Annotated in this window: 14 protein-coding genes and 1 pseudogene; 2 read left to right on the top strand and 13 right to left on the bottom strand. The window is 45.5% G+C overall.

Features of this window, described 5'->3' with window-relative positions; all coding sequences use genetic code 11:
* Positions 1-410 precede the first annotated feature (410 nt).
* From OSC7112_RS32260 to OSC7112_RS32220, 8 genes and pseudogenes are all read right to left on the bottom strand, one after another.
* Positions 411-2786, bottom strand: a complete 2376-nt coding sequence (locus OSC7112_RS32260; RefSeq protein ID WP_051041633.1) for an ATP-binding protein — start codon at positions 2784-2786, stop codon at positions 411-413.
* Positions 2783-4278, bottom strand: a pseudogene (locus OSC7112_RS36585) (IS5 family transposase). Before OSC7112_RS36585 ends, OSC7112_RS32260 begins: the two are co-directional and overlap by 4 nt.
* 708 nt (positions 4279-4986) lie before the next feature.
* Positions 4987-5790: a hypothetical protein gene (locus tag OSC7112_RS32245; protein ID WP_015179637.1), complete on the bottom strand. Its 804-nt coding sequence runs from the start codon at positions 5788-5790 to the stop codon at positions 4987-4989.
* Between the two features lie 219 nt (positions 5791-6009).
* Positions 6010-8034, bottom strand: a complete 2025-nt coding sequence (locus tag OSC7112_RS32240; RefSeq protein WP_015179636.1) for a hypothetical protein — start codon at positions 8032-8034, stop codon at positions 6010-6012.
* 169 nt (positions 8035-8203) lie between these two features.
* Complete coding sequence (locus OSC7112_RS32235) at positions 8204-8854, bottom strand: hypothetical protein (protein WP_190274473.1); 651 nt, start codon at positions 8852-8854, stop codon at positions 8204-8206.
* 185 nt (positions 8855-9039) lie between these two features.
* The gene (locus OSC7112_RS32230; protein WP_015179634.1) at positions 9040-10125 is read right to left on the bottom strand and encodes a hypothetical protein; all 1086 of its coding nucleotides are present in this window, start codon (positions 10123-10125) and stop codon (positions 9040-9042) included.
* Between the two features lie 23 nt (positions 10126-10148).
* Positions 10149-11144: a hypothetical protein gene (locus tag OSC7112_RS32225; RefSeq protein WP_015179633.1), complete on the bottom strand. Its 996-nt coding sequence runs from the start codon at positions 11142-11144 to the stop codon at positions 10149-10151.
* 14 nt (positions 11145-11158) lie between these two features.
* Complete coding sequence (locus tag OSC7112_RS32220; protein ID WP_015179632.1) at positions 11159-14362, bottom strand: putative type IV secretion/conjugal transfer ATPase; 3204 nt, start codon at positions 14360-14362, stop codon at positions 11159-11161.
* 237 nt (positions 14363-14599) lie between these two features.
* Here OSC7112_RS32220 and OSC7112_RS32210 point away from each other — a divergent pair, with 237 nt between their 5' ends.
* Positions 14600-15010 (top strand): four helix bundle protein, encoded by a 411-nt coding sequence (locus OSC7112_RS32210; RefSeq protein ID WP_041623889.1) that lies wholly within the window; start codon positions 14600-14602, stop codon positions 15008-15010.
* Between the two features lie 382 nt (positions 15011-15392).
* Here the strand turns inward: OSC7112_RS32210 and OSC7112_RS32205 are convergent, their stop codons facing one another.
* The 3 genes from OSC7112_RS32205 to OSC7112_RS32195 form a co-directional block, all read right to left on the bottom strand.
* The gene (locus OSC7112_RS32205; protein WP_015179630.1) at positions 15393-16004 is read right to left on the bottom strand and encodes a hypothetical protein; all 612 of its coding nucleotides are present in this window, start codon (positions 16002-16004) and stop codon (positions 15393-15395) included.
* 136 nt (positions 16005-16140) lie between these two features.
* A complete protein-coding gene (locus OSC7112_RS32200) occupies positions 16141-18468 on the bottom strand; it encodes a hypothetical protein (protein WP_015179629.1) in 2328 nt (775 codons plus the stop codon).
* A 420-nt stretch (positions 18469-18888) separates the two neighbouring features.
* On the bottom strand, positions 18889-22494 hold the full coding sequence (locus tag OSC7112_RS32195; protein ID WP_015179628.1) for a hypothetical protein: 3606 nt from the start codon (positions 22492-22494) through the stop codon (positions 18889-18891).
* A 188-nt stretch (positions 22495-22682) separates the two neighbouring features.
* Here OSC7112_RS32195 and OSC7112_RS32190 point away from each other — a divergent pair, with 188 nt between their 5' ends.
* Positions 22683-22907 carry a hypothetical protein gene (locus tag OSC7112_RS32190; protein ID WP_015179627.1) on the top strand — a complete coding sequence of 75 codons (225 nt, stop codon included), beginning with the start codon at positions 22683-22685 and terminating at the stop codon, positions 22905-22907.
* Between the two features lie 235 nt (positions 22908-23142).
* Here OSC7112_RS32190 and OSC7112_RS32185 read toward each other — a convergent pair whose 3' ends face one another.
* Together OSC7112_RS32185 and OSC7112_RS40475 are read right to left on the bottom strand one after the other, a co-directional pair.
* Positions 23143-23766 carry a siphovirus Gp157 family protein gene (locus OSC7112_RS32185; protein WP_015179626.1) on the bottom strand — a complete coding sequence of 208 codons (624 nt, stop codon included), beginning with the start codon at positions 23764-23766 and terminating at the stop codon, positions 23143-23145.
* A gap of 2 nt (positions 23767-23768) precedes the next feature.
* Positions 23769-23942 carry a hypothetical protein gene (locus OSC7112_RS40475; protein WP_015179625.1) on the bottom strand — a complete coding sequence of 58 codons (174 nt, stop codon included), beginning with the start codon at positions 23940-23942 and terminating at the stop codon, positions 23769-23771.
* Positions 23943-23990 lie beyond the last annotated feature (48 nt).

Here is a 23990-nt window from a genome sequence, read left to right as displayed (position 1 = left end):
ATATCAATATCTGAGGTACGAACTCTAAAAACCGAGTTAACTTTGATCGCAGTCTTGGGATTTGGTGATCGTACAATCTGCCGAACGTCATATATCGATATCTGAGGTACAGACTCTCACCGCAGAGTTGATTTTGATCGCAGTCTTGGGATTTGGTGATCGTACAATCTGCCGAACGTCATATATCGATATCGGAGGTACGGGTTGTAAACACAGAGTTAACTTTGATCGCAATCTTGGGATGGTGAGCTCGCCTAATCTACCGAAATGCACTCGGTGAACGTCATATATCGATATCTGAGGTACGATTCTCAAAACCGAGTTAACTTTGAGAATAGTCTTGGGATGTGGCGATAGACTAAGGTTGAACTTCATATATTGATATATGAGGTACGAATCTAAAAACCGAGTTAACTTTGATCGCAGTCTTGGGATTTTGCGATAGTACAATCGGCCGAAATGCAATTCTGAGTCAAATCGCTGATAATATCTAAGCTCATATTGTCAACTAATTTAGTCAAAGCCGCAGCAAGAGACTTCTGCGACAGGGGAATTCGCTCAATCAACAGCCTTACCGCTTGCTCGTCTCCACAAGCGGCTGCTTTATAAAGCTTCTCAATCGACTCCCTCGGCAACACAGACAGCGACTCAGGAGTCAGTTGCTGGGCAGGCTCATCCTGTTCGGACTTCCTCGGCGACTCCTCTTCATAGATATAGCGAACACCCAAATGAAGCGCCATCTTCTCAAAAATTACTGTTTCTCGGAACGGTTTGGCAACAAAGTCATCGAAGCCGTTCGACATGGCGAGTTCCTGGGTTTTAACAAAAGCATTAGCGCTCAAAGCAATAATCTTAGTGTTAGAACCGTTCGGCCGTGCTCGAATTTTTTGAGCAGCTTGAAAGCCGTCTAGAACAGGCATCCTCAAATCCATCCAAATTAAATGCGGCTTGTACTTTTGCCACAATTTAACAGCTTCAATTCCGTTATCCGCGAACCACACAAGAAAGCCAGCCGACTTCAATATCTGAGTTAGCAGCAACCGATTTGCCGACTCATCGTCCGCTACCAGAATGCGATAATTTTGTTGGTTGGGTGCCAGTCCATTCACTTGTTTTTGAGGCTGGATGTCACGGACTTCGCTCTGTGTTGCACGACTCACTTTAATGTAAAAACTGAAAACCGTTCCTTTCCCCACAGAACTTTTGACCTTAATATCGCCACCCATCAGCTTGACGAAAGAGCGGCTGATGGGCAATCCCAAGCCCGTTCCCGTTTGTGATTTCCTGCCAGTTTCAGTTTGCACGAACGGCTTGAACAAACGGCTAATCTCTTCAGGGGCAATACCAGGACCTGTATCCTTCACTGAGAACTGGAGAAAGAATTTGGGTAACGGTTTTTTTGCCAGCGGCTGAAGGCATTTTACAGTCAGCTTCACCCTACCCGTCTCAGTAAATTTAACAGCATTGCCCAACAGATTAATCAAAACTTGGCGCAGCTTGCTTTCATCAGTTCGGATGTATTGCGGCACATCAGAACTGCGTTCAAAAACAAGTTGCAAGCCCGACGACTGAGTTTTGAGCTGAAATAAAAGTTTTAAGTCATCGAGCAAACTGTACAAGTCAACAGCAGTTTCTTCGAGGGTGATTTGACCTGCTTCAATTTTGGACAGCGACAAAATATCGTTGATTAGTTTCAACAAATGCTCGCCGTTGCGATTGATAATATTTAAACTCGGCTGCTGTTCCGGGGCAGTTTGTTTGGAGCGGACAAGAAGGTGGGCAAAGCCGATAATAGCATTGAGAGGCGTTCTCAATTCGTGGCTCATGTTCGCCAGAAAGGTACTTTTAGCGCGATTGGCACTTTCGGCTGCAATTTTAGCTTGTTTTAGTTCCTTTGTTTTCTGTGCAACTTGCTGCTTTAAATCGCCAGAATATTCTTCTAACCGCTGGCGAGATGCTTTTAACTGGCAATTCATGCGCTCGAAAGCACAGGCTAGGGCTTCGAGTTCGGCAACACCGCTACCTAAAACTGTTGAGTCGAAGTCGCCACCAGCTATCGCCTCTGTTGCCGAAATTAACCGCAGCAGCCGCTGTTCTATTCTTAGAGAAATGGACAGCAAAAGGCAGATAGAAAGAACCAAAGCCAGCAGCACGAGCAAAATAGTGTTGCGGGTGTTAGCCTGAACTTTGTCCGTAAAATCGGTTTCAGGGACAACTGCTACAATCAGCCAGTTTAAGCTTGAAGAGTTTTCAAAAGGTCTGACTTGCAGTAAGTATCTAGAGTTGCTGGCGGTAAAGTTAAGATTTTGGCTGCTGTTAATAGCAGCGAGGCTGCCATAATGTTTAAGCAAATACTCTGTGGAAAGCTGGATTACTTGTTGTTGCAGAGCTCGGGCGCTTCTTCGCTGCAGTCCGTCAGCAGAAATAGACGGTTTTGGTTCAGTTACCTCGTTCCGAGCAACTAAATGTCCCGAACGGTCTAAGATAAAGGCTTGACAGTTAGGGCTGATGTGGAAATCGTGCAAGTTGAATTTTGAGGTTGGGGTAGAAAAAGCAGGATTTGTTTTTTGTTGAGGCAATATTGTTTTTGGAGAGTCTGACCCATTTGTTTTCCCATTTGGTTTGATTGTGACTCCGGCTGTTTGACTTGGGGGAAGTTGGTTCACCGAACCAGTTTGCATTTTCTTATAAGTCCCTTCTCCTTTCCCAACCCCAACTTCTTCTTTTAAGTAGGGCTTACTGAATAAGTTAGGAAAAATCGCGATCGCAATTAATGGGCAATTCAAGCTCGGCAAAACATAACTTTTTGTTGACTATAACTTGCCCAGTTATAGCTTTTAATAATCATTGAACCATAAATAGGTGTGATTTTTGGTTTTTGACATAAAAACACACAAAAAACCCGTCTTAACCAGGTAGCAAGGTTCATCACTAAAAAAGTAATAGCAATAGCTGTTTCCGAAGTATTATCAAGCTTTGCCATCACTCGATTCAAGCTAAATCTTCTTTTACCTTGTCCAAATTTGCCCTCAATAGAGTTACGAATTCTTTCATCTTCCCAGGCTTGTTTCTTGGTTTCCTTACTAACAATTGCTGGTGGCCTTCCTAAAGGGGGGCCACTAATTCTAATTCCTCTTTCTTTACACCAGGCTCGATTTTCCCTGGTTCGATAAATGCGATCGGCATGGACTGATTCTGGATAGCATCCTGTGTAAATTTTAAATGCTTCAAATGAGTGCTTTTAAGTCTCCTGATTCGTTAAAGTTATCCCAACTTATCCGGTCTAAAAATACATATCCTTCACTGCAACTCGCTGACAGTTTAGCTCCAAACTCTACGGGTTTTCCTGCTTTTCCTCTAACAATGGGACGGATGTGCGGTTGGCTTAAACTTACCCCAACTGTCCGATATACTCTGTTTTTTATTTTCCAATAACCAGAGTTGTTGGCGATAGACTTCTGTGAGAACTAGCAAGGTTTTATATTGCTTTTTGGTCAAACTTTGTAGGGTGGCACCTGATTCGATTAGCTGTTCAATATTAGCGAGGTTTCTTTTGATATATTGCAGTTGTTTTTTAAGGGCTTGGATTTTTTTGTTTCGTTTAGGTCGTCGTTGTTTTGCTACTGCTAAGTAGTCTTTCCTGGCTATTTTCCGGTAGGTTCTGGGTTTTTTATTGATTTTTACTTTGAGGGATTTATAGAGAATATCGATGATTTTTTCGGTATGAACTCTGGCTCGGTTTAATAGCCCTAAGTCGGTGGGATAGCTAATATCTGCTGGAGCACAGGTCGCATCTATGACTAATTTTCCTTGATTGGTTAATTCATTTTTTGCGTCCGAATCCTTTTTTTTTCGGGCGGTTTTGGGGTGGTTTCGCGCATTTTTTCCACCATCCGTTCGTTCACTTTCTTGATTAAGTTTGCACTGATTCGCTGCCGAAAGTGGACTAATAATGATGGATCAAATGGGGGTTCATTACTGTATGTTGATTGACCTATAAAGTATTGCAGGTATGGGTTTTCTCGGATCTGTTCTACTGTTTCTATGTCGCTGATTCCCAGCTTTTCTTTGATAATTAATGCCCCTAATGCCATCCTAAATGATGCAAGCGGGTGCTCCCATTTCGGTCGGAAAATTTGCAGCATATTCTGATTCAAATTCTAACCAAGGAATTAGTTGGGTCATTTTTACCCAACGGTTATCTTCTGACAATCTTCCTTCAAAGGGGAGTTCAAAGTCGGATGGGGAGCTTGGGGCAAGCTCAGCTTTTCTATACACGATCGCAGGTGGTGATGCACGGGTTTTGACTGATTATACCTGTTTTTCACGGCGACCCTTACTACTTTTTTGTTCGGAAAACCCATACACTGTTTACTTTTCTCACTGATTCAGCAAGCCCTAAGTAGCTGTCAAGGCGGTCCCAGATGCGGCTCGTTGCTTCTCCCAATAGCTGTGCAACTAAGTCATTCATTGTTTGCCGCCCTGTTTGAAAAGAAAGCCATCCCGTTAGAGCTAGTAAGGTTGAAATTAGGAGAGCGTTGGGGACTGTAAGCACAACGCGCAGCGGGAGGGCAGACTTTTTTTGAATTGAGCTTTTTGGGCGGAACATTGGTTGAAAAAAGGGAGTGGGGAGTGGGGAGTGGGGGAGAGAGGGAGAGCGGGAGAGAGGGAGAGGGGGAGAGGGGAGTGGGGGAGAGAGGGAGAGCGGGAGAGAGGGAGAGGGGGAGAGGGAGAGACTGAGAGAGTGGGAGATTAGAGGTATGCAGTAAACAGCAAGCTGTTTGAATTTTCAGGTAGAGGGCAGTTACATAATCCCTCATTTCTATTCAATTGGGTGAGTATATGTTAGATGTTGAAGCCCTCTAGTTTTTATCGGGTTGTTGCAAGTTTTCAAACTTCTCCCCCTCTCCCCCTCTCCCTTTCTCCCCACTCCCCCGCTCCCCCACTCCCCATTCCCGTTACCTATTCCCGCAGCTCCGGCTCCAATCAAAAAGCAGAGCGACTTTTAAGAAGCCGAGTAGTTCGGGCTGTTGGCGGTTGTCGCTGTTGAAATCTTGTTCCAGGGTAGTTGAATTCTTCTCGTGCAATGCGGCTCAGCTCGACAATCACAGACAAGTCTACTCCGGCTCGTGCAGCAGCATCGGCCGCCGATAGATTCTGATTTCTTACCAGAGCTAAAAATTGTCGCACGCTGTAGACTACTGGGTCGTTGGCTGCTGTGTAGCCTTTTTGAATGGCAATCAGCAATCCTTTTTCAACATCTGATGCAGAGGGTGCGCGACCTCTATCAACGTTCACAGTCGGCGACATTCTTGGGGTGACGGGAGCGATGCGAATTCCTAAGTGTTCTGGTTCTTTGTTGGTAGGAACGATGTTGAAGTTGTAAAGTCGCTGTTTCCCTTTTGAATCTACAGTTTTGATTGAAAGGTTAGTGATGGTAGCTGTGGTAGCTCCCGGAAAATTGAGCGCTTGAATGGGACGCAAGAAAACAGTTTTGGCTTGGCCGCTTGCCAACTGTGCATCGGTGCTGAAAACTATTTTTGAGGGGTCGGCAATTAAAACGTAGGCGACAGCTTCATCGGTTGAGCTGAAGTCGATCGCACTCGCGCGACCGGGATAGACTAAAATATCGATCGCACTATTGACGGCAATGTCTCGACCCACAGTTTGATAGCCTGTTACTCTTGATTGAGAAAAAGCACAGTTCGGGTAGCTCGCAGCAGCGAGCGCTGCTGCAAGGATTGACAAACTGAGAGTTTTAATTCTTGGGAAAAGCATTGTAGCATTCATAATTGTTATCGGCAGATATTGAGAAAGCTATTCAATTTTGGTTGCACCGGAATGATGGGAATGGGGAGTTGGGAATGATGGAGAATCATTGACCTCAACTTTAGAATTCCGATGGTAACGGATTTGATATCGTGCATTGATTACACTCAGCCAGCGGGCTGAGTAAAACCACCCACTCCCTACTCCCCACTCCCCACTCCCCCGCTCGCGACGGCTCGGTTATCGGTAAATGTTGAGAAAGCTGTTAACAGTAATAGAAACCGGGGTTCCTTTATTAACCACAGCTACATTGGGGCGGTTTAAAAGTTCTTCAGTTGCTCTATCTGAGCGGCTTTCCATCCGTTTTGCTAGGGGGCTGAAGAAGCCGTCGAGGACGGCTGACCAAATTTGCGGGTCTCGACTTTCAACGGTGGTTGTACTGCTCCCAAACCTACCGCTAATACTGCTAGAGCTTCTGACTTTAGGCTCTGCGAACACTTGACCGACTCGTCCAACTCCCGACAGCACTGCGGTGAGGATATCCTGTCCGGCAATATCTGAACCTGGGTCGAAGTAGCCTGAAGCAATCAACGGCCGCCCGCCCTCTCCTGCAATCAAAATTGCGCCTTCTGGAATGGGCTGCTGTTTAATCTGACCGTTTCTATCTGAGTAGACGAGCGCTACAGCACTAGCTTGTACCATGCGATTGGTTTTGCTGACGGTGTTGGCTTTGGCAATGACAACTGTGCCGGCAGGAAAAGCAATAGAGCCGTCAGTTGCCGTGAAGTCGGCTGTGAGAGTGACGGCAAATTTGTCGTAAAGCTGTTTGCCTGAGCCTTCATCCCACAACAGGGGAACCGAAACTATGCCGTTGGCTGTGGTTCCAAGGGGAACAATCGCTGTTTGGGAGGTTGAGGAACTTTGGGGCGTGCGGTTGAGAATGCCTTTTGCCCCTGGGGAGTTTACTTGTTCTAGGGTTGGGGAGTTTGTTAAGGTAGAAGCCTCTGGAGCAGCTTCAGGGGAAAGGGTTTGAAATTCTGTATCGGGCAAGGATGTTTGGGACTCGCTCAGTCGAGTCGCAGTCTCGATTGGGTTATCGGTAAAATCGGAATTTGTTTGGGGAGAAAGGGCAGCCGGAGTTAATTGGTTAGTTGAGTTTTGGGAGTTGTCGGTGGTTTCGAGGCTGTCCTCTCCTGCAGGAAACTCCGGGTGTAGCCTTTCCCCGGTGACGTTATTTGGGCGGTTATAAAATTCTTGTGGGATTTGCTCGAAAGAAACGTATGAGGGTTGCGACTTTTGGTTGCCGATATTGACTGTTAGGAATTCAGTTGTGGGAGCTGGCTTTGTCAGAGCGGCGGCGGTAGCACTTGTTGTCGCTGGAGTGCTTGGTGTTGCACTCACGGCATTCGCTATTCGGTTAGGGTCAAAATTTCCCCTAATTTGTCCGAGTTGAGCGAGTTGGTTCCACCGCTCAAACGGGTCGATTTTTTCGGATGTTGGAGTTGGAATTAAAGGTGGGGGTACTAACGGTTTGAGTATGGGGGCCGGTGCGGGTGTTCTTGAGGGTACTCTTTGAGGTATGGGTGCGGGTACTGTTACCGTCCGCACTACTGTTCTGGGTGCGGGTAGGGGTTCGCGTAGAGGAGTAGGTGGCGGTGCAGCGCTCCGGGTAGCGACTAGACGCGGAGTTCGCGGAGTTCGTGGGGTTCTTGACGGTTTGGGCGACGGTTCTGTTTTGGGTTTTGCGGTTTTTTGCGGTTTTTCGGCTAACAGTTTTTGTTGGTCTTGGTAAGCTAATTTAGCCAGCAACTCCGGTTTTTCATCTTTAATGGTGGGAGAAGAGCTTTCTTTTGGTGTTGATTGTGCGATAGGTTCGCGAGGTGATTTAGGCTTGATAAATTGCCAAATTAGCAGTCCTAGCAATAGTATTCCACCAGTCAACAGCAGCATTGTCACTGCTCTAGGAACGCCTCTTTCGGAAACAGGCGGGGGCAGTGGTCTTTCCTCATCTTGAGCGAGTTGATATTGAGTTTCAAGTGTTAGGGGTGCATTGGGGTCGAAATTAGCAATGAAGTTTTCATCAATATCATCGTCAGAAGGGGAAGGGTTTGGAGAAGGGGAAATAGGGGAATTGATGTTATCGTCATCATTATTGGGGGTATATTCACTTGATGCAGTTGTATGATTCATATTGGCTGTAGTGGTACTATTATCAGGAGTGGTATTAATTGGATTTTCGGTTAATCCATTTCTTGTGTTAGTCATGGCTTTAGAGTTCAATGTGTTGTGTTTAACTGTACATAAAAAAGCAAAGAGAGAAGACTTCAAGCAAAGGGATGGAACATACTAAATGTTTAAATTATTTAGTTGTTACGGTAGGTTTTTAAATTTACCCACTTGCCGGTTCGTCCCCTTTCCATGTCTCTTTCCTCTTCTAGGGTTTGAATTCGACAATTCGGGAAATTTCTAATCCGGCTGCTCTCAAAGAGTGAATAGTCTTCTCTAATTCATTAGCGTTTTCTTTGAGAGGGGATTTGGGAATTTCTACGGCTTTGACGGTGAAAGTTCGATTAAACTGTTCTCGGCTTTCTCCAATGCCTTGTTCCAGCACGACGCGAGTAGCAATTACATCTATTTCCCAAACTCCTCTTTTTATTTCTCTCGGTTCTGAGATGTGAGAGATATAAACTCCTGAGCGGGTTTTTCCTGAATAGATGGTGTTGGGAACGAGTTTGGCAAGTTCGACCAGGGAAGCTTTACCAAACTCTGATTCCATCATCAAGGAACCCATCCAAGCAGTTGTAGGAACTTGGGAACCTTTAACTTTAATGCCGGGGTCGGGGTCATTTGTGCCGGGAATTTTGCCTGACCAAGCCCAGGTTAAATTTACCCAACTGGATACAAAATTTTGGATAATTTTCGGCTCTCTGTACAGTTCATCTTGTTCTGCAATTCGTGCTGCGGTTCCGTCTTTTAACTGGACAAATGTAACTTTTCTTTGAGATAAGGCTCTCAAACTGACTGTATTCACTAAAACAGTAATTGTCAGGAGGAAAACAAAGCTTGTTAGTAGAACAAAGCACAAGGCTAAGGTGTTTTTAGATTCAGGGAGTAAGGGTTGTGATTGTGGGAATTTCATATTATCGAAGGGGATGGCGAGATGGGGGATAGAGAATAGGGAGATAGGGAGGTAATGGATTGGGAAACTGGGTTTGAGTAGTGAGTAACAACTCGGTTCGGTGAAGAAAAAGCTATCGGAATTTCCTTCCCCTAGATCAGTTTTCCAGCAATAACGCCGATCGCGTTACTGGCAATATCTGTAAGCTGTTTGGTGCTATTGGCGATCGCACTGTACAAAGCAGTTCCTCCACCCTTGGCTATTAACACGGCTAGAACGGGAGAAAACACAGCTAAAAAGAATAAAAAGGCGATATCTGTAACTAACTCTGCCTCGGACTTGACAATCACTACAGCGACTAATCCAACGACGATGTTGTACCCCAATTGCACTCCAAATAACGACATAAATCCTATTAGCCAAGCCCAGATTGGTTTTCCTTGTAGTGGCAATAGTGATAAACCCATTGCCAGAGGTCCGAATAAAGCTGTTAGCAACAAGGCAGCTTCTAAAATGTTGACAAATGCCCACTGCACTGCTCTAAGAATTAAGCGAATGATGGGCAAGACAGTAGACCTAAAAACTTGTCCGGCAAAATCGCCATTTCCTATATCCTGAAGATTGGCAACATTGCCTAAGTTTTCGACAAATCGCTGCAAGCTTTTGAGAGGCCCTCCATTTTGCTGTTCGGCTGCCTGAAGGATTTGTTGAGCTGGCTGTTTTTTGCTGTTCCAACATTCCACTAAAGCTGATCCAACTTTCCCCTGACATTCGCTGTAGAGTTTTTCAATTTCTTCTTTGCCAGCACTGGTAAGGTTAACGTCGCTCAGGGCCGTTCTGAAGGTCATTTCTCCGACTTGAATTTTCATAATTTCTTGAACTTGAGTGCTGCCTACAGCTTTGATGAATTTGACACTTTCAGCTAAGACTTTACCGTTGTTGCTGAGAAATACTACAATTACGAGTGGCCAGATAAACATGGCTACTAGCTCTGACCAAGACTGTTTTTCGATGATTTCTTTGCCACTGGTGACAGCGAGGTAAGTAACAGATATTCCCGCCAGAATTAGTCCTAGTTTGACTAAGGCAATCCAGAGAGAGGATTCTTGAGTGTTGAAGGTGTTAAACCAAACTAAATTCCACGATTCGACGGTTTTTTGAGAGACTTCTATGGCGTCAGAGAGAGTGTCCAGGGCTTGTCCTGCTGTGCTAGTTTGGCCGATTAGTTGTGTCAGCATCGCGGTGTCTCCTTTTTGTGATGTCAGTCTTCGCTTGCCCCCAGGGTGATGCCTCCCGGCATTTGAAACAGTCCGGCTTGAGTAGAAGAAGCGGTAGCAGCCGCAGCATCCTGCCGTCTCTGGGCTGTGTTAATTTCGTTGAGTTCTTCAGCTTGTTGAGCGTTGAGAATGTTGGCAAAACTGCGATCGATTTGAGCTTGCTGGCCCTGCATGACTAAGGCACTTTGATTTTCTGCTGATAAGGCTGCTTGCTTAGCTGCGATCGCACTTTGTTGAGATATGTTTCTCATAATGTTCTGTGTGACATCTTGACCTTCTGAATCAGCACCCAATTCGATTGAATTTTGGCTCTCGCGATTAGTTTGCTCTACGTTCTGCTGGACAATTTCTTTCATCTGAGCTTGCTTTTGTTGAGCTTCTTTACTGAGAGTGGCTTTATTGGCTTCACTGACAGCACTTTCTCTTTCTGCGAGTTCTGCGGTATTCTCTTTGAGGCTGTAAGAATCTTGCGGTCTCTTCTCTAAAGCGGCGGATAGTTTTGTCCCTTCGCTTTCGGAGGTGTTGCCGTCCATTATGCTTTTAACTGCTTCTTTTAGATCTGGAACTTTCAATTCTCCCAGGAATGAAGAGAGGGTTGACTCTATTTCACTGCTAAATTTTTCGACTTTATTTAACAAATTGTCCCAGATGCCTGAGATGCTGTCGGAGATGGTGGAGATGGTATCTGAAATTTCGCCTGTTATGTCGCTAATTGTGTTTTCTATACCTCCTATTTCTTTCTGGTTGTTCAAGAAGTTATTAGCTGATTGTTGGATTTGGCTTTCTATTTGTTGATTGGGAACTGTGAAGCTGGAGCGGTTGAAAGTGCTGCTGTTAGCATTGTTTAAGCTGGGAAGCTGTGTTGCAGTCGGATTGCTGTCAGAGGTTTGAGCTTTTGCTTCAACAGAATTTAGTATTAAGCTCAGCCAAATTGCAGGAATGCCGAGGGCAAGTTGGACAAAAAAATTCGGTGATTTCATCGGTTTTTCTCCGTCTAGCTAGCAATAAGGTCTTGAGGGGATTTGTGTCCATTGATATCAGTGACTGCATTCTTGCCAATATGGGTTAATGAACGCCCTTCTTTAACGGCTTGTACATATTCAGAGGCAAATTGTTTGAGTGCTAGCAGTTGCCCTTTTAACGTATTGGGATATTGAGCCATCACTCGGGCGCGAGCCATCAATTCAGCTTGATTGTTAGCCACACTGGCTAATATCATTTCGCCTGGATAGTATCGGCTTTGCCAGAAACGACCTCCTTTTTCAATTAGCCAATTGGAATAAAGGTCGGCAGCTCTGGGAAGGAAAGCTTCTGTGGCATTCTGGCTAATAATTTCAGCCGGATATCCCAAATTTTTGATCCAAGAAGTGGCTCCGTTTGATGTCAATCTTCCGGTAATTCGATACACCATGTTTTGCATAATCATAGTGCCCGCACCACAATCGCAAATACTGTCGATATCTTGGGCGAGCAAGAGCACTGAAATGCCATTTTTTCTACCCACTGCACAGAGTTCGCCTACTACTTCAGCAAATCCGTCTTTCTTAAACAAAATCGAAAGTTCGTCTCCGATAAATAGGCTTTTAGGGTGAGAAAGTGCGTTGCGGATGCAAGCAGCGTGGGCGTTAATAGCCATTAAATACTGGTCTTGTTCGTTGCCCAGACCGCTAAGGGCAAAAAACTTAACAGCGGGTTCGGGTGAAAATGTACTCGGTCTGCCAATTGCTTTCCCTAAAGGTGAGGCTAGTAATGCGTTGCATTGAGTGATAATTTGGTTGATGGCAATGCGGTCGAAGTCGGTAAAGTTTTGTAGGTTTAGTTGCTCTTTCGTGCAGAATTTTAGGAGGTTTGTGAGGGTTGGCATTTCTTGCCAAGCGGTCGATTTCCAGCCTTTTTCAAATGCCGTATTGTAGCGCTCGATAATGTCTGGGTCTTCCAGAAATTTTTTCAGAGTTAGCAGCAAAATGGCATCGACTCGCTGGGCTAATTTTGGGTCGCGGACTTTGCCCATGCTGATAATAGTCAGCGCTTTTCTGATAAACTCTTTCCATTGGTCTAGTCGGCGCGATCGCTCTTCTCGATCAAAACGCCTCAAATCGGGTATTTCCAGTAGATTTGAGCTGCCGGAGGTGATGTCGTAGTAAGCACCTTCGTCTCCTAACAGTTTTACTGCTGTCTCAAAGGTGCTGCCGCTTCCTGCTGAGATGTCCATACCGACTACTGGGATATTAGCGGCTAAAGCATCGACCGCAAATCGCCATCCTACAACGCTTTTACCGCAACCGGATTCACCTGTTATAACGGCGCGGCTGGTTTGGTTGTGCATGAGGTCAACGTACACGGGTTTGCCGCCTTTGGTGATGAATTCAACTCCTTTTGAGTCGATGTCCCTTACAGCAGTTAAGGGCAAAATACCGGGGACAGTTTCGGTGTCTAAGGTGAGGCGGCGTTCGTTAATTAGCGAACTGCTGTGCAGCAGCCAGCTTACAGTAATGGGCAAAGTTTCTAGCCACAGTTGCCAAGCAATATTGCGCTCTCTTAATACCTTGGCAGAGCCGAAGCTGTGGGAGAGCATTTGGCAAGCGTGTGTTAGTTGCTCCGGGGTTGGTCGGTAGACTAAGAAGGTGACAGCAGCGTGAATTGCTCTTGCACCTTTGTACATTTTTTTCTGGGCTTCAAAGGATTCTTCCTGTTTGACTTCTGCTCCTACATCGCGACCTTGACCTTTTTCTAAAGCGCGTTTTTTGGCACTTTTAGATTGTTTAGCTTGCCTTGCTAAGTTGTCTTGAATAATAAAGTTGGGAGCGGCGCTAATTTCGACAACGGCTTCAGTATCGCGGACGTAGCTGTTGCTCATAATTTTCCAGAGCCATTGCAGTTGCTCTCTGGTATTGAGCCAGCCGCCGGGGCCCTCTTCCATTGTTAGCACGCCGCATTCTGCGTTTCTGCCGGGAAGCAAAATGCGTGAGCTAGCTTTTCTGTGTTCGGGGCAGCTCGAACGGCCGCTCATACCTTCAATTAAAATGGTGCAGGCGTGTTTGTGACTGTTGAGGGTTTCGGTTAGTTTGTAGTCGGAGGCGGTTTCTTTTAAGGTGAGAAGTTGGGGAATAGGGGGTACGGGTGCGCTGTTGAATTTTTGCCACAGCCACCCCCACAGCGAACGGGCATTCATGGGTTGAATTTCCAGTCCGATTTTGGTGTTTAGCAAGAGTTCCCAACGGATGTATCCTTGCTCGAAAGCGTCGAGCAGCAGTTGTTTGTAAAAGCGTTCAGAGTAGATGCGTTGGTTGCCTGTAAATTGTGCAGCAATGCTGTTGGCTGTGTTGATAATTCCATTGATGAATTTACTCAGAGGGTCGTTGGATTTGGAGCCAGATTGAGCGTTGAATGTCCAAGTGCAGAAAATAGTTTGGTTCCACATTTGTCTGGTGCCTGCTAAGTTGAGTTCTTGAATGCGTTTCTGTTCGTTACGAACGAGTACAGAAATGGGTTTGAGGTGACAGTTGTCAGCCAATTCAGTTAACTGTTGCTGGCGAAGGCAATCGCTGCTGTAGCAGCCGGTGTGAAAGGTCATTTTTTCGCCTGGGGCAATGTCTTTTAGCCCCTCTTCTAAGGCGGTAGCTGCGTTGTTTACTTCATGGCGGTACAGGATGTTGTGAAAGCCAGCCGTCTCGAATCCGAATACAATTTGGTATTGACTGCCTTCATTCAGTAAGTAACCAGAAACTTCTCGACCATCCTTTTTGATAGTGACTAAACACAGGAGGTTTTGGTAGTTTTGGAAGGGCATAAGTCGGCTGTTATCTCCTTGTTGATTGGGAGCAACTTTGGGTTTAAGTTTGACTCGGACTTGTGAATCGCTGATTCGGTGGCGAATCGGGTTTGGTCGGTGTTGGGGAACGGGAGAAAGGTATAAAAGATTACCGTTGTACCACTCATTCCCCGGCGGAGGTCTAAACCTGTCTACAAAAAGGTGAGGTTTGTTACCTGTCAGAAGCCACCAGCTTACAATTAGCCAGAAAGTAGTGGTGAAAAACCAAGGCATTCTTAAGCTGAATAAGCCGTTGGTGAGGATGTAAGAAATTACGGTGATTACCATCCAGGGAATTAGCTGTTCCGCTGGAATGATGCCAATGCTGGCTTGTTTACCAAGAATTTTATTGACGGAGATGAAGTCTTTATCTGGGTCTTTGAGCATGGTAATAGGGGGAGGGAAAGAGGAGGGGGAGAGTGGGAGAGGGGGAGAGGGGGAGAGTGGGGGAGGGGGAGAGTGGGAGAGTGGGGGAGGGGAGAGTGGGGAGGGGAGAGTGGGAGAGTGGGAGAGGGGGAGAGTGGGGGAGGGGGTGATTCGGAGAGGGGGAGAGTGGGGGAGGGGGAGAGTGGGAGAGTGGGAGAGGGGATAATAGAAAGTGGAGTTAAGAAATTAGAGTTTGAAATGAACAGAAAACCAATTCAATCCCACCGAGATTTAGAAGTGTATCAACTTGCATTAGATGTGGCTATGCAGATTTTTGAACTCTCTAAAAAGTTTCCTATTGAGGAACGATATTCATTGACAGATCAAATTCGTCGGTCTTCGCGTTCTGTTTGTGCCAATTTGTCTGAGGCATGGCGTAAACGGCGTTATGAAGGAGCTTTTGTATCCAAATTAAGTGATTCTGAAGCTGAAGCTGCTGAAAGTCAAACTTGGATTGAATTTGCTGTTAAATGCAATTACTTGGATGTTCAGGTTGGTAGAGAGCTGTATCAACATTACAATCAAATACTGGGTACACTGGTCAATATGATTAATCACCCTTCTATGTGGCTTCTTCCAGTGGCAAAAAACCATACTAAGAGTCGGTGAACGAAAGAGTGGAAGAGGGGAGAGGGGGAGAAGAGGAGAGGGGGTGATTCGGAGAGTGGAAGAGGCGAAGAGGGGAGAGTGGAAGAGGCGAAGAGGGGAGAGTGGAAGAGGCGAAGAGGGGGAGAAAAGGAGAGTGGAACAAGGGAGAAGTTTGAAAACTCGCAACAACCAGATAAAAACTAGAGGGCTTCAACATCTAACATATACTCAGCCAATTGAATTAAAATGACGGATTATGTAACAACTGCAATCTACCTGAAAATTCAAATAGTTTGCTGTTTACTGCCCACCTCTAATCTCCCTTTCTCCCACTCTCCCACTCTCCCCCTCTCCCACTCTCCCCCTCTCCCACTCTCCCACTCTCCTCTTCTCCCCCTCTTCCCTAAGCTCCTCCACCTCCGCCATTGCCAATGAACAGAAAAGTTACTACGTCAACGGCAATTACAATGGCAAAGGCTAAAGCAACTTGGGTAACAATTGGTCTCCAGTCGTTACCTTGTTGTGCTTGGTTGTAGGCGAAAAGAGAAGCGGCTGCTACTAACAAAAGAAATGCTCCGCGAATTAAGTTGAAAATCAGTTCGATGACTTCGGCATCAATAGCTTCGCCTCCCGCTGAAGAGGCTCCTTCTGCGAGTTCTTGCATAAATTCTTCTAAGCCGGAGAGGAAGAGGGCGTTGGCTGGGGAATCGAGTACGGAGCAAAGCGCAGTAGAGGTGATAATGGCAGTGGCAATGTGCCAAAAGCGAATTTTGCAGCCAATGTATCGCTCTACAATGGGAATAGCTCTAGTGAGGTGCCATAAACTCAAAAACACAATGCTGGAGCAGCCTAAAGTCGCAATTAAGAGCGGGTCGTGAATGCTGAAGTAGATGAGCGAGGCTAGGCAAATGCCGAGGAATGGAAGGTCGCCCAGTTTTATTTTCTGTTGTTTTAACCAGCGTGATAATGAGTTGCGGTTTCGTTCATTTCTTGTTTGGTCTAAGTAAGTAGCCATGTCACTATCTCGATAAATTTAGTGCTTTAATGCTAATTTAAGTTGCATCTAATCCCTGCAAAATCGCCAAAAAAGGTGATTTTATACAGTGAGAGTGACCCCCTCCAAATGGAGGGTGCAAGTGAAAAAAGTTATTTCAAATTTCCATTTCGGTGTCAGTTTTTCTCGCTTCCTGCTTGTTGGAGTTCTGGTTTTGAACAAGTTGCTGTTGGGATAGGAAATTTTCTACTACTTCTGGTGGAATATCGCACAAAAGTACCTCAACATTACCTTTTTGGAGGCTGGCTTCAAAAACTATCTCGCTGTGAGAATTAAAGCCTTTGACAGTACCCTTCGACTTGGATTTATCGCTGAATTCGACTTCAAAGTCGAGGCGCGAACCCTGGGAATCGGTAAAGCTGATTTCATCTTGATTGCTTCTCTTTACCATTTCAGCTAAACGTTCTTGGTTGAGAGCTTGTTGAAAAATTTTTAAGCGGTCGAGTTCTTCTTTTTCTTCAGGTTTCAGGAAGTCGTTTGTCACTTTCCATTCTCCAGTTTTATCCTGTACTGCTGAAAACAGTTCCTCGTCTTCCTTAGTTTTTAAGCTGACAGCGGTAGAGGAGTCAAAATTTGTTACATAAAGTTTGGCTTGTCCAAAATCAACCCCGTCCTCTAATGCAATGCCTTCCGCATTTGCTTCTTCTTCAGCTAGGCTGTAAATTTTTGCCAGTGTTGCTGCAAGTTGGGCATCCTGAGTAAGATTTTGGGCTGTCACAGTGATTTTTTTAGCAGTAGCGCTAGCGCTGCTGCTAGCTGGGAGTGTTGATTCTAATGAAATTTTTTCACCTATTTCTGTTCCGTTTTGTACGAATTGGTCGCTGAGGGATGGAGTCGAGCTGTCGGGCGGTTCTAATTTTGCATCGCCAGCTTGAACGCCTGTCTCGCTTTTTTGAAGAGAAAGTTTGTTCTCTAAAGCTTCTATTCGCTCTTCTAGGGTATCGAGTCGCTTTTCAAGTCGGTTGAGTGCTTCATTTATTTGTACGAGTTGTTCTTCAAAACTCGCCTCTGTGTCAATCTTAATAGAAGCCGTTTTTTCAGAATTGTTGTCTCTCACACGACCGGAAATTTTATCAACTTTTCCGTGGACTTTGCTAACCGCTTTAGCTAAGAGCATACCGGGTGTTGAGACAAATTCGGCATCCGGTTCAGATAAGATGTTTTGTTCCGGTTCTGGCTCCGGTTCAGCTATTGGTAAAGCTTCGGATTCGACCGTTGCATCTGCCATTGAATCCGCTTCAGCCAAGTTGGTAACCCGCTGCGAGAGGGAGTCAGCTCGCTGGCTTTGAGCTTTGAGCCTTTTGACAATACCGGCAACTTGGCGCTCTTTTCCAGCCCCAAGAGCAGCTTCTATAATTTGAGAAGCTGCTTTTTTCCCCATCAGAGTAGCGAGAACCGCAACTTGAGCGCTCAGGCCGCTGACAGTTGTACCTTCTACCTCACTTCCAGAAATGGCTGTTCTACCGCTAACTTGTACAGCAGCATCGAGGATACTATCGATGTTCTGGTCGTTTGATTTTTTGCCTTGAGGTCGCTGTTGGCTCGTTCTGGTTTTTGAAGGTGTGCGTGCTAAGGATTCAGCAACTTCTACCGCTTCATTTGTCAGAAGTTTTCTTTTGGCTTGGGATTTAGCTGATAATTCTTCGTCTTCCAAATCTTCTCGCTCAGAGTTTTGAAGGTGGCTGTTAGTTTGAGGCTTAGCTTTAGGTTGAGGTTCTTTGACTTCAAACTCATCTAGCTCAGTTAGTTCATCTCTCGGAGAGCGGGTTAAGGCTTGAGATTTAAGAAGTAGTTCCTCCGACTCCAACTCCTCTAGGTCATCTTTTCGAGGTCTAGTTTTGTTTTTAGAATTGGCTGAGGGTTCGTCATCCTCCCAAGTTTTTATTTCATCTTTTTTAGATTTGGTATTGGTTTTAGATTTCGCTCTGGGCAAGGGTTCCTCATCCTCTAACTCATCTAGCAAATCGTCTTTTTTAAACTTAGTTGCAGTTTTAGATTTAGACGGGGAGGGTTCTTCATCCTCCAATTCATCTAGTAAATCGTCTTTCTTAGACCTTGTTTTAGTTCGAGGCGAATCGAGTAATGCTTCAATTCCTGTTTTAGTAAATCGGTTGTCGTCCGGCTCTCCCAAGTGCTCCATCATGTACTTTCCTGTGGTAGAGCCGTACTCGGGTCGAGCGCTCAAACTGAGGACGAGTCCGTTGTGCTTGACCTCCACGCTAATGCCAGGTTTGCCGTCTGCTTCCGTTAGTTCTTCAATTGCATCGGCAAAATCTTCTACGCTGGTGAGTCCGTTTTCCAGGCAGTAATCTAAAGCTTTCTCGCAGCGATTTCTTAGGTAGTTGAGGATTTTCTTGCCCTCGGCTGTGTTAGGGGTGATGTAGTTTCCCTGGCTTCGGCTTCGGTATGCTGTTTTTGTAGCCATAATCTTTGTGGCGGCGTGAGTGGATATTTCCCATGAAATTCGAGCAGTATGGGTACTGACTTCACTCGGAAGAGCGGTTTTGGGGAGTTAAAATGACCCCCTCCAATCGGAGGGCTGTTTCATTCTCACCAAAAAACTCAAATTATGGGTGGAGAGGGGGAGAGGGGGAGAGGGGGAGAAGGGGATGGGGAGTCTTTTCGATGACTTACAACCTCAAAAATTCATCGCCTTCTTCGGTTCCCCCCATCACCCCATCACCCCATCAACCGAGAATGAAACAGCCCTGCCTCCAATCGGAGGGGGAATTGTCGTCTACTAATAAATAGTTCCTGTTTGGAACTCGCTAAAAAACTAACTGTTCGGTCAACGAGCTTTCTTGGCGTTCACACCTACCCGCTCTTAGATGTAGGGTAGTTGATGTTAAAGTTGTGTATCTGCATCTCTTTTTTGTGAAGATGTAGAAGCTAATTCAGCATCAACCTCTCTGAGGTATTTGATAAACTGAGAGCTGTTGTTTTCAGAAAGTTTCTTAATGATTTGACCTGTTTTCAAGTCAGCAGCCAAGACCGGATTATCAGCTTCATCTCTGACTAAACACCTAACATTATTGCGAGATTGGCTAATAAAAGCTGTCCAGTTCCCCACAGAGATTTTAGTCTCTCCAGTTTGGTTATATGCTTCAGAAATCGCATCTTTCAGCAATTCTGAGAGGTGGGCGGGGCTGGCAGCAATGTCTTCGGGTTGAGATGGCGGTTTGTTTTGGGTAGGGGTTTGCGATACGGATTGCGATCGCTTTTGGGTAGGGGTTGGCGATACAAGCGGTCGCTCTTGACAAGGAGTTGGCGATACGGATAGCGGTCGCTCTTGACAAGGAGTTGGCGATACGGATAGCGATCGGTCTTGACAAGGGGTTGGCGCGACTTTTGAAAGTTCCTCAACTGATTCAATTAGTTGCACAGAGCTAGGGTTGATGTTTAAGATCAGAGCACTGCCTTTAGGCGAGGGTTCAATAGTGGCCTCAAAGGTACTGCCGATCGGCAATTTAGGTGAATTAGCAGAGAACATAGCTAATTCTTGTCCGTCAAGGAGGACAATAGGACTGCCGTCGCGCCTCGAACCGCTACCACTAACAGAACCCACCTCAAAAGTCAATGTTTTCTGCCTCCATTTTGGACTGCTAAAGTCAACATCTTTCAAGTCATTGTACTTCTGCCCAATCAGCTCAGCTCTGTCAAACTGAAAGGTTTGCAATTGCTGGCAAATTTCATCCGTAAACAAATTGAGAACCAATGCTGCTTTAGGTGTTTGGTTTTGGGACTCAAGCCAAGTATAATCAGCAGGAGCTACAATACGTGAACTGACATCTTTGGTGCGACCAAGACCATCGCGGTAAGTTAAGTCTAAACTGTCGATGTCGTTGACATTTTCGCAAAACTTCTTCTCAAGAATTCCCACCAGTTTGTCGCTGGGTTCAATTAAGGCAAAATTGACCATTGGCAGGCTCGGATGCAAAGTTGCTTCATATTTAATGCCTTTGCTGTCTAACAATTCTTTCCAATGTCCAGCTAAGTCTTTGCCAACTGGCTGTCGCTTCTTATCCCTGACAGTCTTATTGCTGCCGTCCCGTTCAAATTCCTCGAAAGGGACGCTCAGAACGTAAGTGTCTTTTGGCATTGCTTCGTGCAGTCGCTCGTACTCAGGTTCAAGGTTGAATTCAATCAGCAGTTGGCGAGAAAGTTCCTTACAAGCTTTGCGAGGAACTTCTAAGTTGGGATTTGCGGTTTCGACGTGCCACATCGCACTAGCAGCTAAAAACCGTTCTTCAGGGTCAGTCCAAGCTTCGGTCACATCGGCTCTTAAGCTCTCGTATAACTTGCTGACGGCTTCTTTAATTGCCTTAGAATCGCCGCCGCACTCCAAGTGAATTTCGCCCATCCTTTCTCGATAGCGTTCCTTAATATCTTGCGCCCACCTGACATAATGTTTCTCCCATTTTTCTCGCTCATCTAAGTCAGAAGGAGACTCAAACAAGTAGCGAAACTCGTCGCGGTGGCGGCTTTTTAAACGAGTCGGTTCCCACTCTGGGTTAACAGCCTCCCTAGCAATGCAATTGATAGCGGTGCCGTCTCCTATAGGTAATGGCACTGTTTTGTAAAGCCTGGGGTCGTCTTTGTAGTCAAATAAGTAGCTTGGGTGCTGTTCTGACCACTGCTTAGCCTTGGACAGCAGGGTGGGGTGGTGGTCTTCGGTGCGAGTAGCACTTTTGGGACTGTCCACTTCAATTTGCAGGGCATCAAATAGCTTTCCAAGAAGCTGCCGCTTCTGTTGATTGAATAAACTTTCTGGCTGTCCCGGTTCTGCTGCTGACGATTGCACTCTCCCGATTAAGGTAGCCACCCAGCCGATTTTGTTTTGGGCGATCGCTACGGCAATTTGCCGCAATTTGGTATACTTGCGATCGCCCTCACTATCGGTAGCTTTAGTGTAGTCAACTTTCTCTCGCTTCTCAACTGCATCGTACTCATTCTCTTGATTAGCGTGCCTGGTTTCAGAGGCGATATTCGGCATTCGGGAAGCAGGCGTAATCACTAATTGATCGCCGTCAAAATCGCATTGATGGTGCTGCATGGCTTGGTCTGGGCGAATGAAAACGCACCCTTTGTACTGCGTTAACTCAGGATGGCTTTTGTTGTCTACTGTGTAGCGGCGGATGTTATCTTTACTGACAATTGGGTATCGGGTAACGATAACTTCTGTGCCGTGTCGCAAGTGGGGGGCAACAATTGTACCGGGTTGGAGGTTATCACAAGGTTGAGCCATTGCTGAACCATGATGAATTGCTCCCTTAATTGCTAAGTCTTTCCACTTTTTAGCCAGTTGTTCTTGCATGAAATCGACGACTTTGGGAAAGTCGAGGAGTTGACCGAGTTTGTCGTTCCTCAAAATTGAAATTAGCCGGGATTCGTGGCGCTGGGCTTTTTCATCTGTTTCGTCTTCTAATCCGCTGCTGTCTTCGTGAAGGCTAGATTGAAAAGCAGCTTTTTTGTCGTGTTGCTCTACTAAGTATTTGGCAAGTTGCAGCCGGTTATTTTGCAAATCAGCGAGCTTTTGGGCTTCTATTTTGGTCGGTGTGGCTATGTCAGCCTGAATAGCTGCTTCGGAATACCAAATCGAAAATTGCCAGGAATTTTCGTATTCAGTTACTTTGGCGTTGCCTCGATTTCCCAGTATAGCTTTGGGAAATTCGTAGTCACCACAGGGGATAAGTTCAGCTAATTGCTCTTTAGCAACTCCTTTGATAGAAGAGCGATCCATGATGATATCATAACCCAACTCGGAGGTTAAATTAGCATCAGGCAACAGCGTTCCTTTGGCAAGAAAGCTAATTTCTGGAGTGTGGCAGTCTTCTTGTCCCCATTCCTGCATCCAGGCAAATCTGAATTGAAAAGGTCGGTTGTAATTCCCTCCTAATTGTTGGGCTAGTGCCGGTGAAATTTTACCGTGACAGTCTCCGGTTTGCCACTTATGAGCTTTCGCTTTTTCACTTTGGTCATCGCTTTGAGAATCAACAATTTTGACTCGCAAGGTTTCGCCGTCAAGGGAGCTATCTAACAATTTGGCTCCTTGGTTGCAACTGCTAACTAGCAGTGAGCCGTAGCGACAGGCGTGGTCGGGTTGAGTTTTGAATAAGCTCAACATTTTGGTTGAGAGTTCAATGTCTGCAAAGTACACATTTTTGCCGGAGCTGAAAGCAACTCTTCGGGTAATACCATCTTCGAAATCGATGTTTTTCAGAGGGTCGAAGCTGCTATCATTTGGGTCTGGTTTAACGATGCTTAGGGATGCTAATTCTTCAGGTTCAAAAAGCAATTCAAGCAGAGAGTTACGCAGCACTTCTGATTCAGCTTGGTACCGCCCCTTTGCTCTACCGTCAGTCAAGGACATATCAAAGACTGGGATTTTTAGTCCTTCCCCAGCTACCCATTCTGTGGAGCGATATTCTGGGGTAAGTTTTCTTCGGCTCATTGATTAGCTCCTGAATCCTAGTTTTTACATTTTTAGGACTTACGCACAGTAATAGTCCAGATTTTGACAAGGTTGTTCCTTCACAAATTCCTGCTACTGAGTGATATTCACCCCCTCCAATTGGAGGGTTTAGAAGAAAGAAGTAGCGTGTTACCATCAGAATGACAATCCCAATGTGGAGAAAAAAAATGAAAGTAGTTCGCACAACTACGGCTATGGAAAGCCAACGGGATTATTTCTCTGATAGCGATAGCGATGCACTTGCTCGCGTTGCTTTTGGAGAAGGTGAAAACAGTCAGCAGTTTGGCGGTTTGAGTTTTGATGCTGACGGGGTTATTAAAGGTAGAGCATCAACGTTGTTCAACGTCACCGAAGAACAAGTGGAGAACCCTCAATACTGGATTGATTTATAAGAGATACCGACCGAAATTAAGTCTTCGCTCTTACAAAACAAACGTGTCACATTGTAATACCATTTCTAAAAAGTCTTGCTACAATTTGCATCGTTGGGTTTATTTCACGAAATCAACCTACTGTTGCTACTGTTGCATGACTTTTCATAAATGGTATAATTCGGAGGTGTCTAATTCGGATATGTCTAATAATTCAGGTGTCAAATCAAGGCCTTCCTGACACCTGAAGAGATGGCTAACGCCGTTTTTTGGACGGCGTTTTATCCGAAGAACGACTCTCAAGCGTCTGGTTGGCTTGAAGAGAGTGCAAATTGTTACCGGGAAGCAAGCTGTAAACCACTTTGCGCTTGCGAAAAACCCTAGTGCCATCTACAGACATTCCTTGTTTCCAAGCGTCTGAAATCGCCTTTTTGTCGGCAGAAATTACGATTGTTGTTTCGACTCGGCGATAGGGTTCTGGCAGTTGAGATGGGTCAATCAAAACTTCGCAGGTAGGCGGATTTTCCTTGACAGTAATGCGGCGGTGTTTGCCAATAACTTCGGAAGTTAACACGCCGCACTCGTTGAAGTAGAGAACGGTTTTGTCTAAGCGCTCTCTCCACCCCTGGAGTTTGTTGAGAGCTCTTGAATGCAGTTCTATCAAATACTGCATTCGCGCTGTAATTCCTGCAATTTCGGCATCAATTTGGTCGGCTAAGTCGGCATGGGCATCAACAGCGAGTTCCTGGGTTTCTTGGGTTTGCCAAAGGGATTGCAGCAGTTGGTCGATTTCTTCTGAGCTTTCTGCAGATTCTAGTTGATGCCAAACTTGAGCCGCAGTTATTGAACTTTGAGCAAGCGTCGCTGTGGCTAAATTCATGCTTAGTATCCTCCGTTGATGCAGGTGTGATAATAATCGCGACGTTCTTCGAGTTGAGTAAGCGCAGCCATTGTTTCCGGGTCGGATTTAAGAGAGATTTGTTTGTCCTTTTGAATTTTGCTAACTGGTTGAGAATGAGTTAAATTTTGTGAGTTTGACTGGGTGATTTTTTGCATACAATTCAAAAAACTTTCTTAAAAATAGCGCGACCGCGCTCTTAAAAA

The sequence above is a fragment of the Oscillatoria nigro-viridis PCC 7112 genome, from assembly GCF_000317475.1.
Lineage (GTDB): Bacteria > Cyanobacteriota > Cyanobacteriia > Cyanobacteriales > Microcoleaceae > Microcoleus > Microcoleus nigroviridis.
This window is presented reverse-complemented; position numbering and strand designations above follow the sequence as displayed.

Bases quoted from the DNA above. Each gene is read 5' to 3' on its own strand.
- OSC7112_RS32245 (WP_015179637.1), bottom strand. From the start codon at position 5,790: ATGAATGCTACAATGCTTTTCCCAAGAATTAAAACTCTCAGTTTGTCA.
- OSC7112_RS32240 (WP_015179636.1), bottom strand. From the start codon at position 8,034: ATGACTAACACAAGAAATGGATTAACCGAAAATCCAATTAATACCACT.
- OSC7112_RS32230 (WP_015179634.1), bottom strand. From the start codon at position 10,125: ATGCTGACACAACTAATCGGCCAAACTAGCACAGCAGGACAAGCCCTG.
- OSC7112_RS32225 (WP_015179633.1), bottom strand. From the start codon at position 11,144: ATGAAATCACCGAATTTTTTTGTCCAACTTGCCCTCGGCATTCCTGCA.
- OSC7112_RS32220 (WP_015179632.1), bottom strand. From the start codon at position 14,362: ATGCTCAAAGACCCAGATAAAGACTTCATCTCCGTCAATAAAATTCTT.
- OSC7112_RS32210 (WP_041623889.1), top strand. From the start codon at position 14,600: ATGAACAGAAAACCAATTCAATCCCACCGAGATTTAGAAGTGTATCAA.
- OSC7112_RS32205 (WP_015179630.1), bottom strand. From the start codon at position 16,004: ATGGCTACTTACTTAGACCAAACAAGAAATGAACGAAACCGCAACTCA.
- OSC7112_RS32200 (WP_015179629.1), bottom strand. From the start codon at position 18,468: ATGGCTACAAAAACAGCATACCGAAGCCGAAGCCAGGGAAACTACATC.
- OSC7112_RS32195 (WP_015179628.1), bottom strand. From the start codon at position 22,494: ATGAGCCGAAGAAAACTTACCCCAGAATATCGCTCCACAGAATGGGTA.
- OSC7112_RS32190 (WP_015179627.1), top strand. From the start codon at position 22,683: ATGAAAGTAGTTCGCACAACTACGGCTATGGAAAGCCAACGGGATTAT.
- OSC7112_RS32185 (WP_015179626.1), bottom strand. From the start codon at position 23,766: ATGAATTTAGCCACAGCGACGCTTGCTCAAAGTTCAATAACTGCGGCT.
- OSC7112_RS40475 (WP_015179625.1), bottom strand. From the start codon at position 23,942: ATGCAAAAAATCACCCAGTCAAACTCACAAAATTTAACTCATTCTCAA.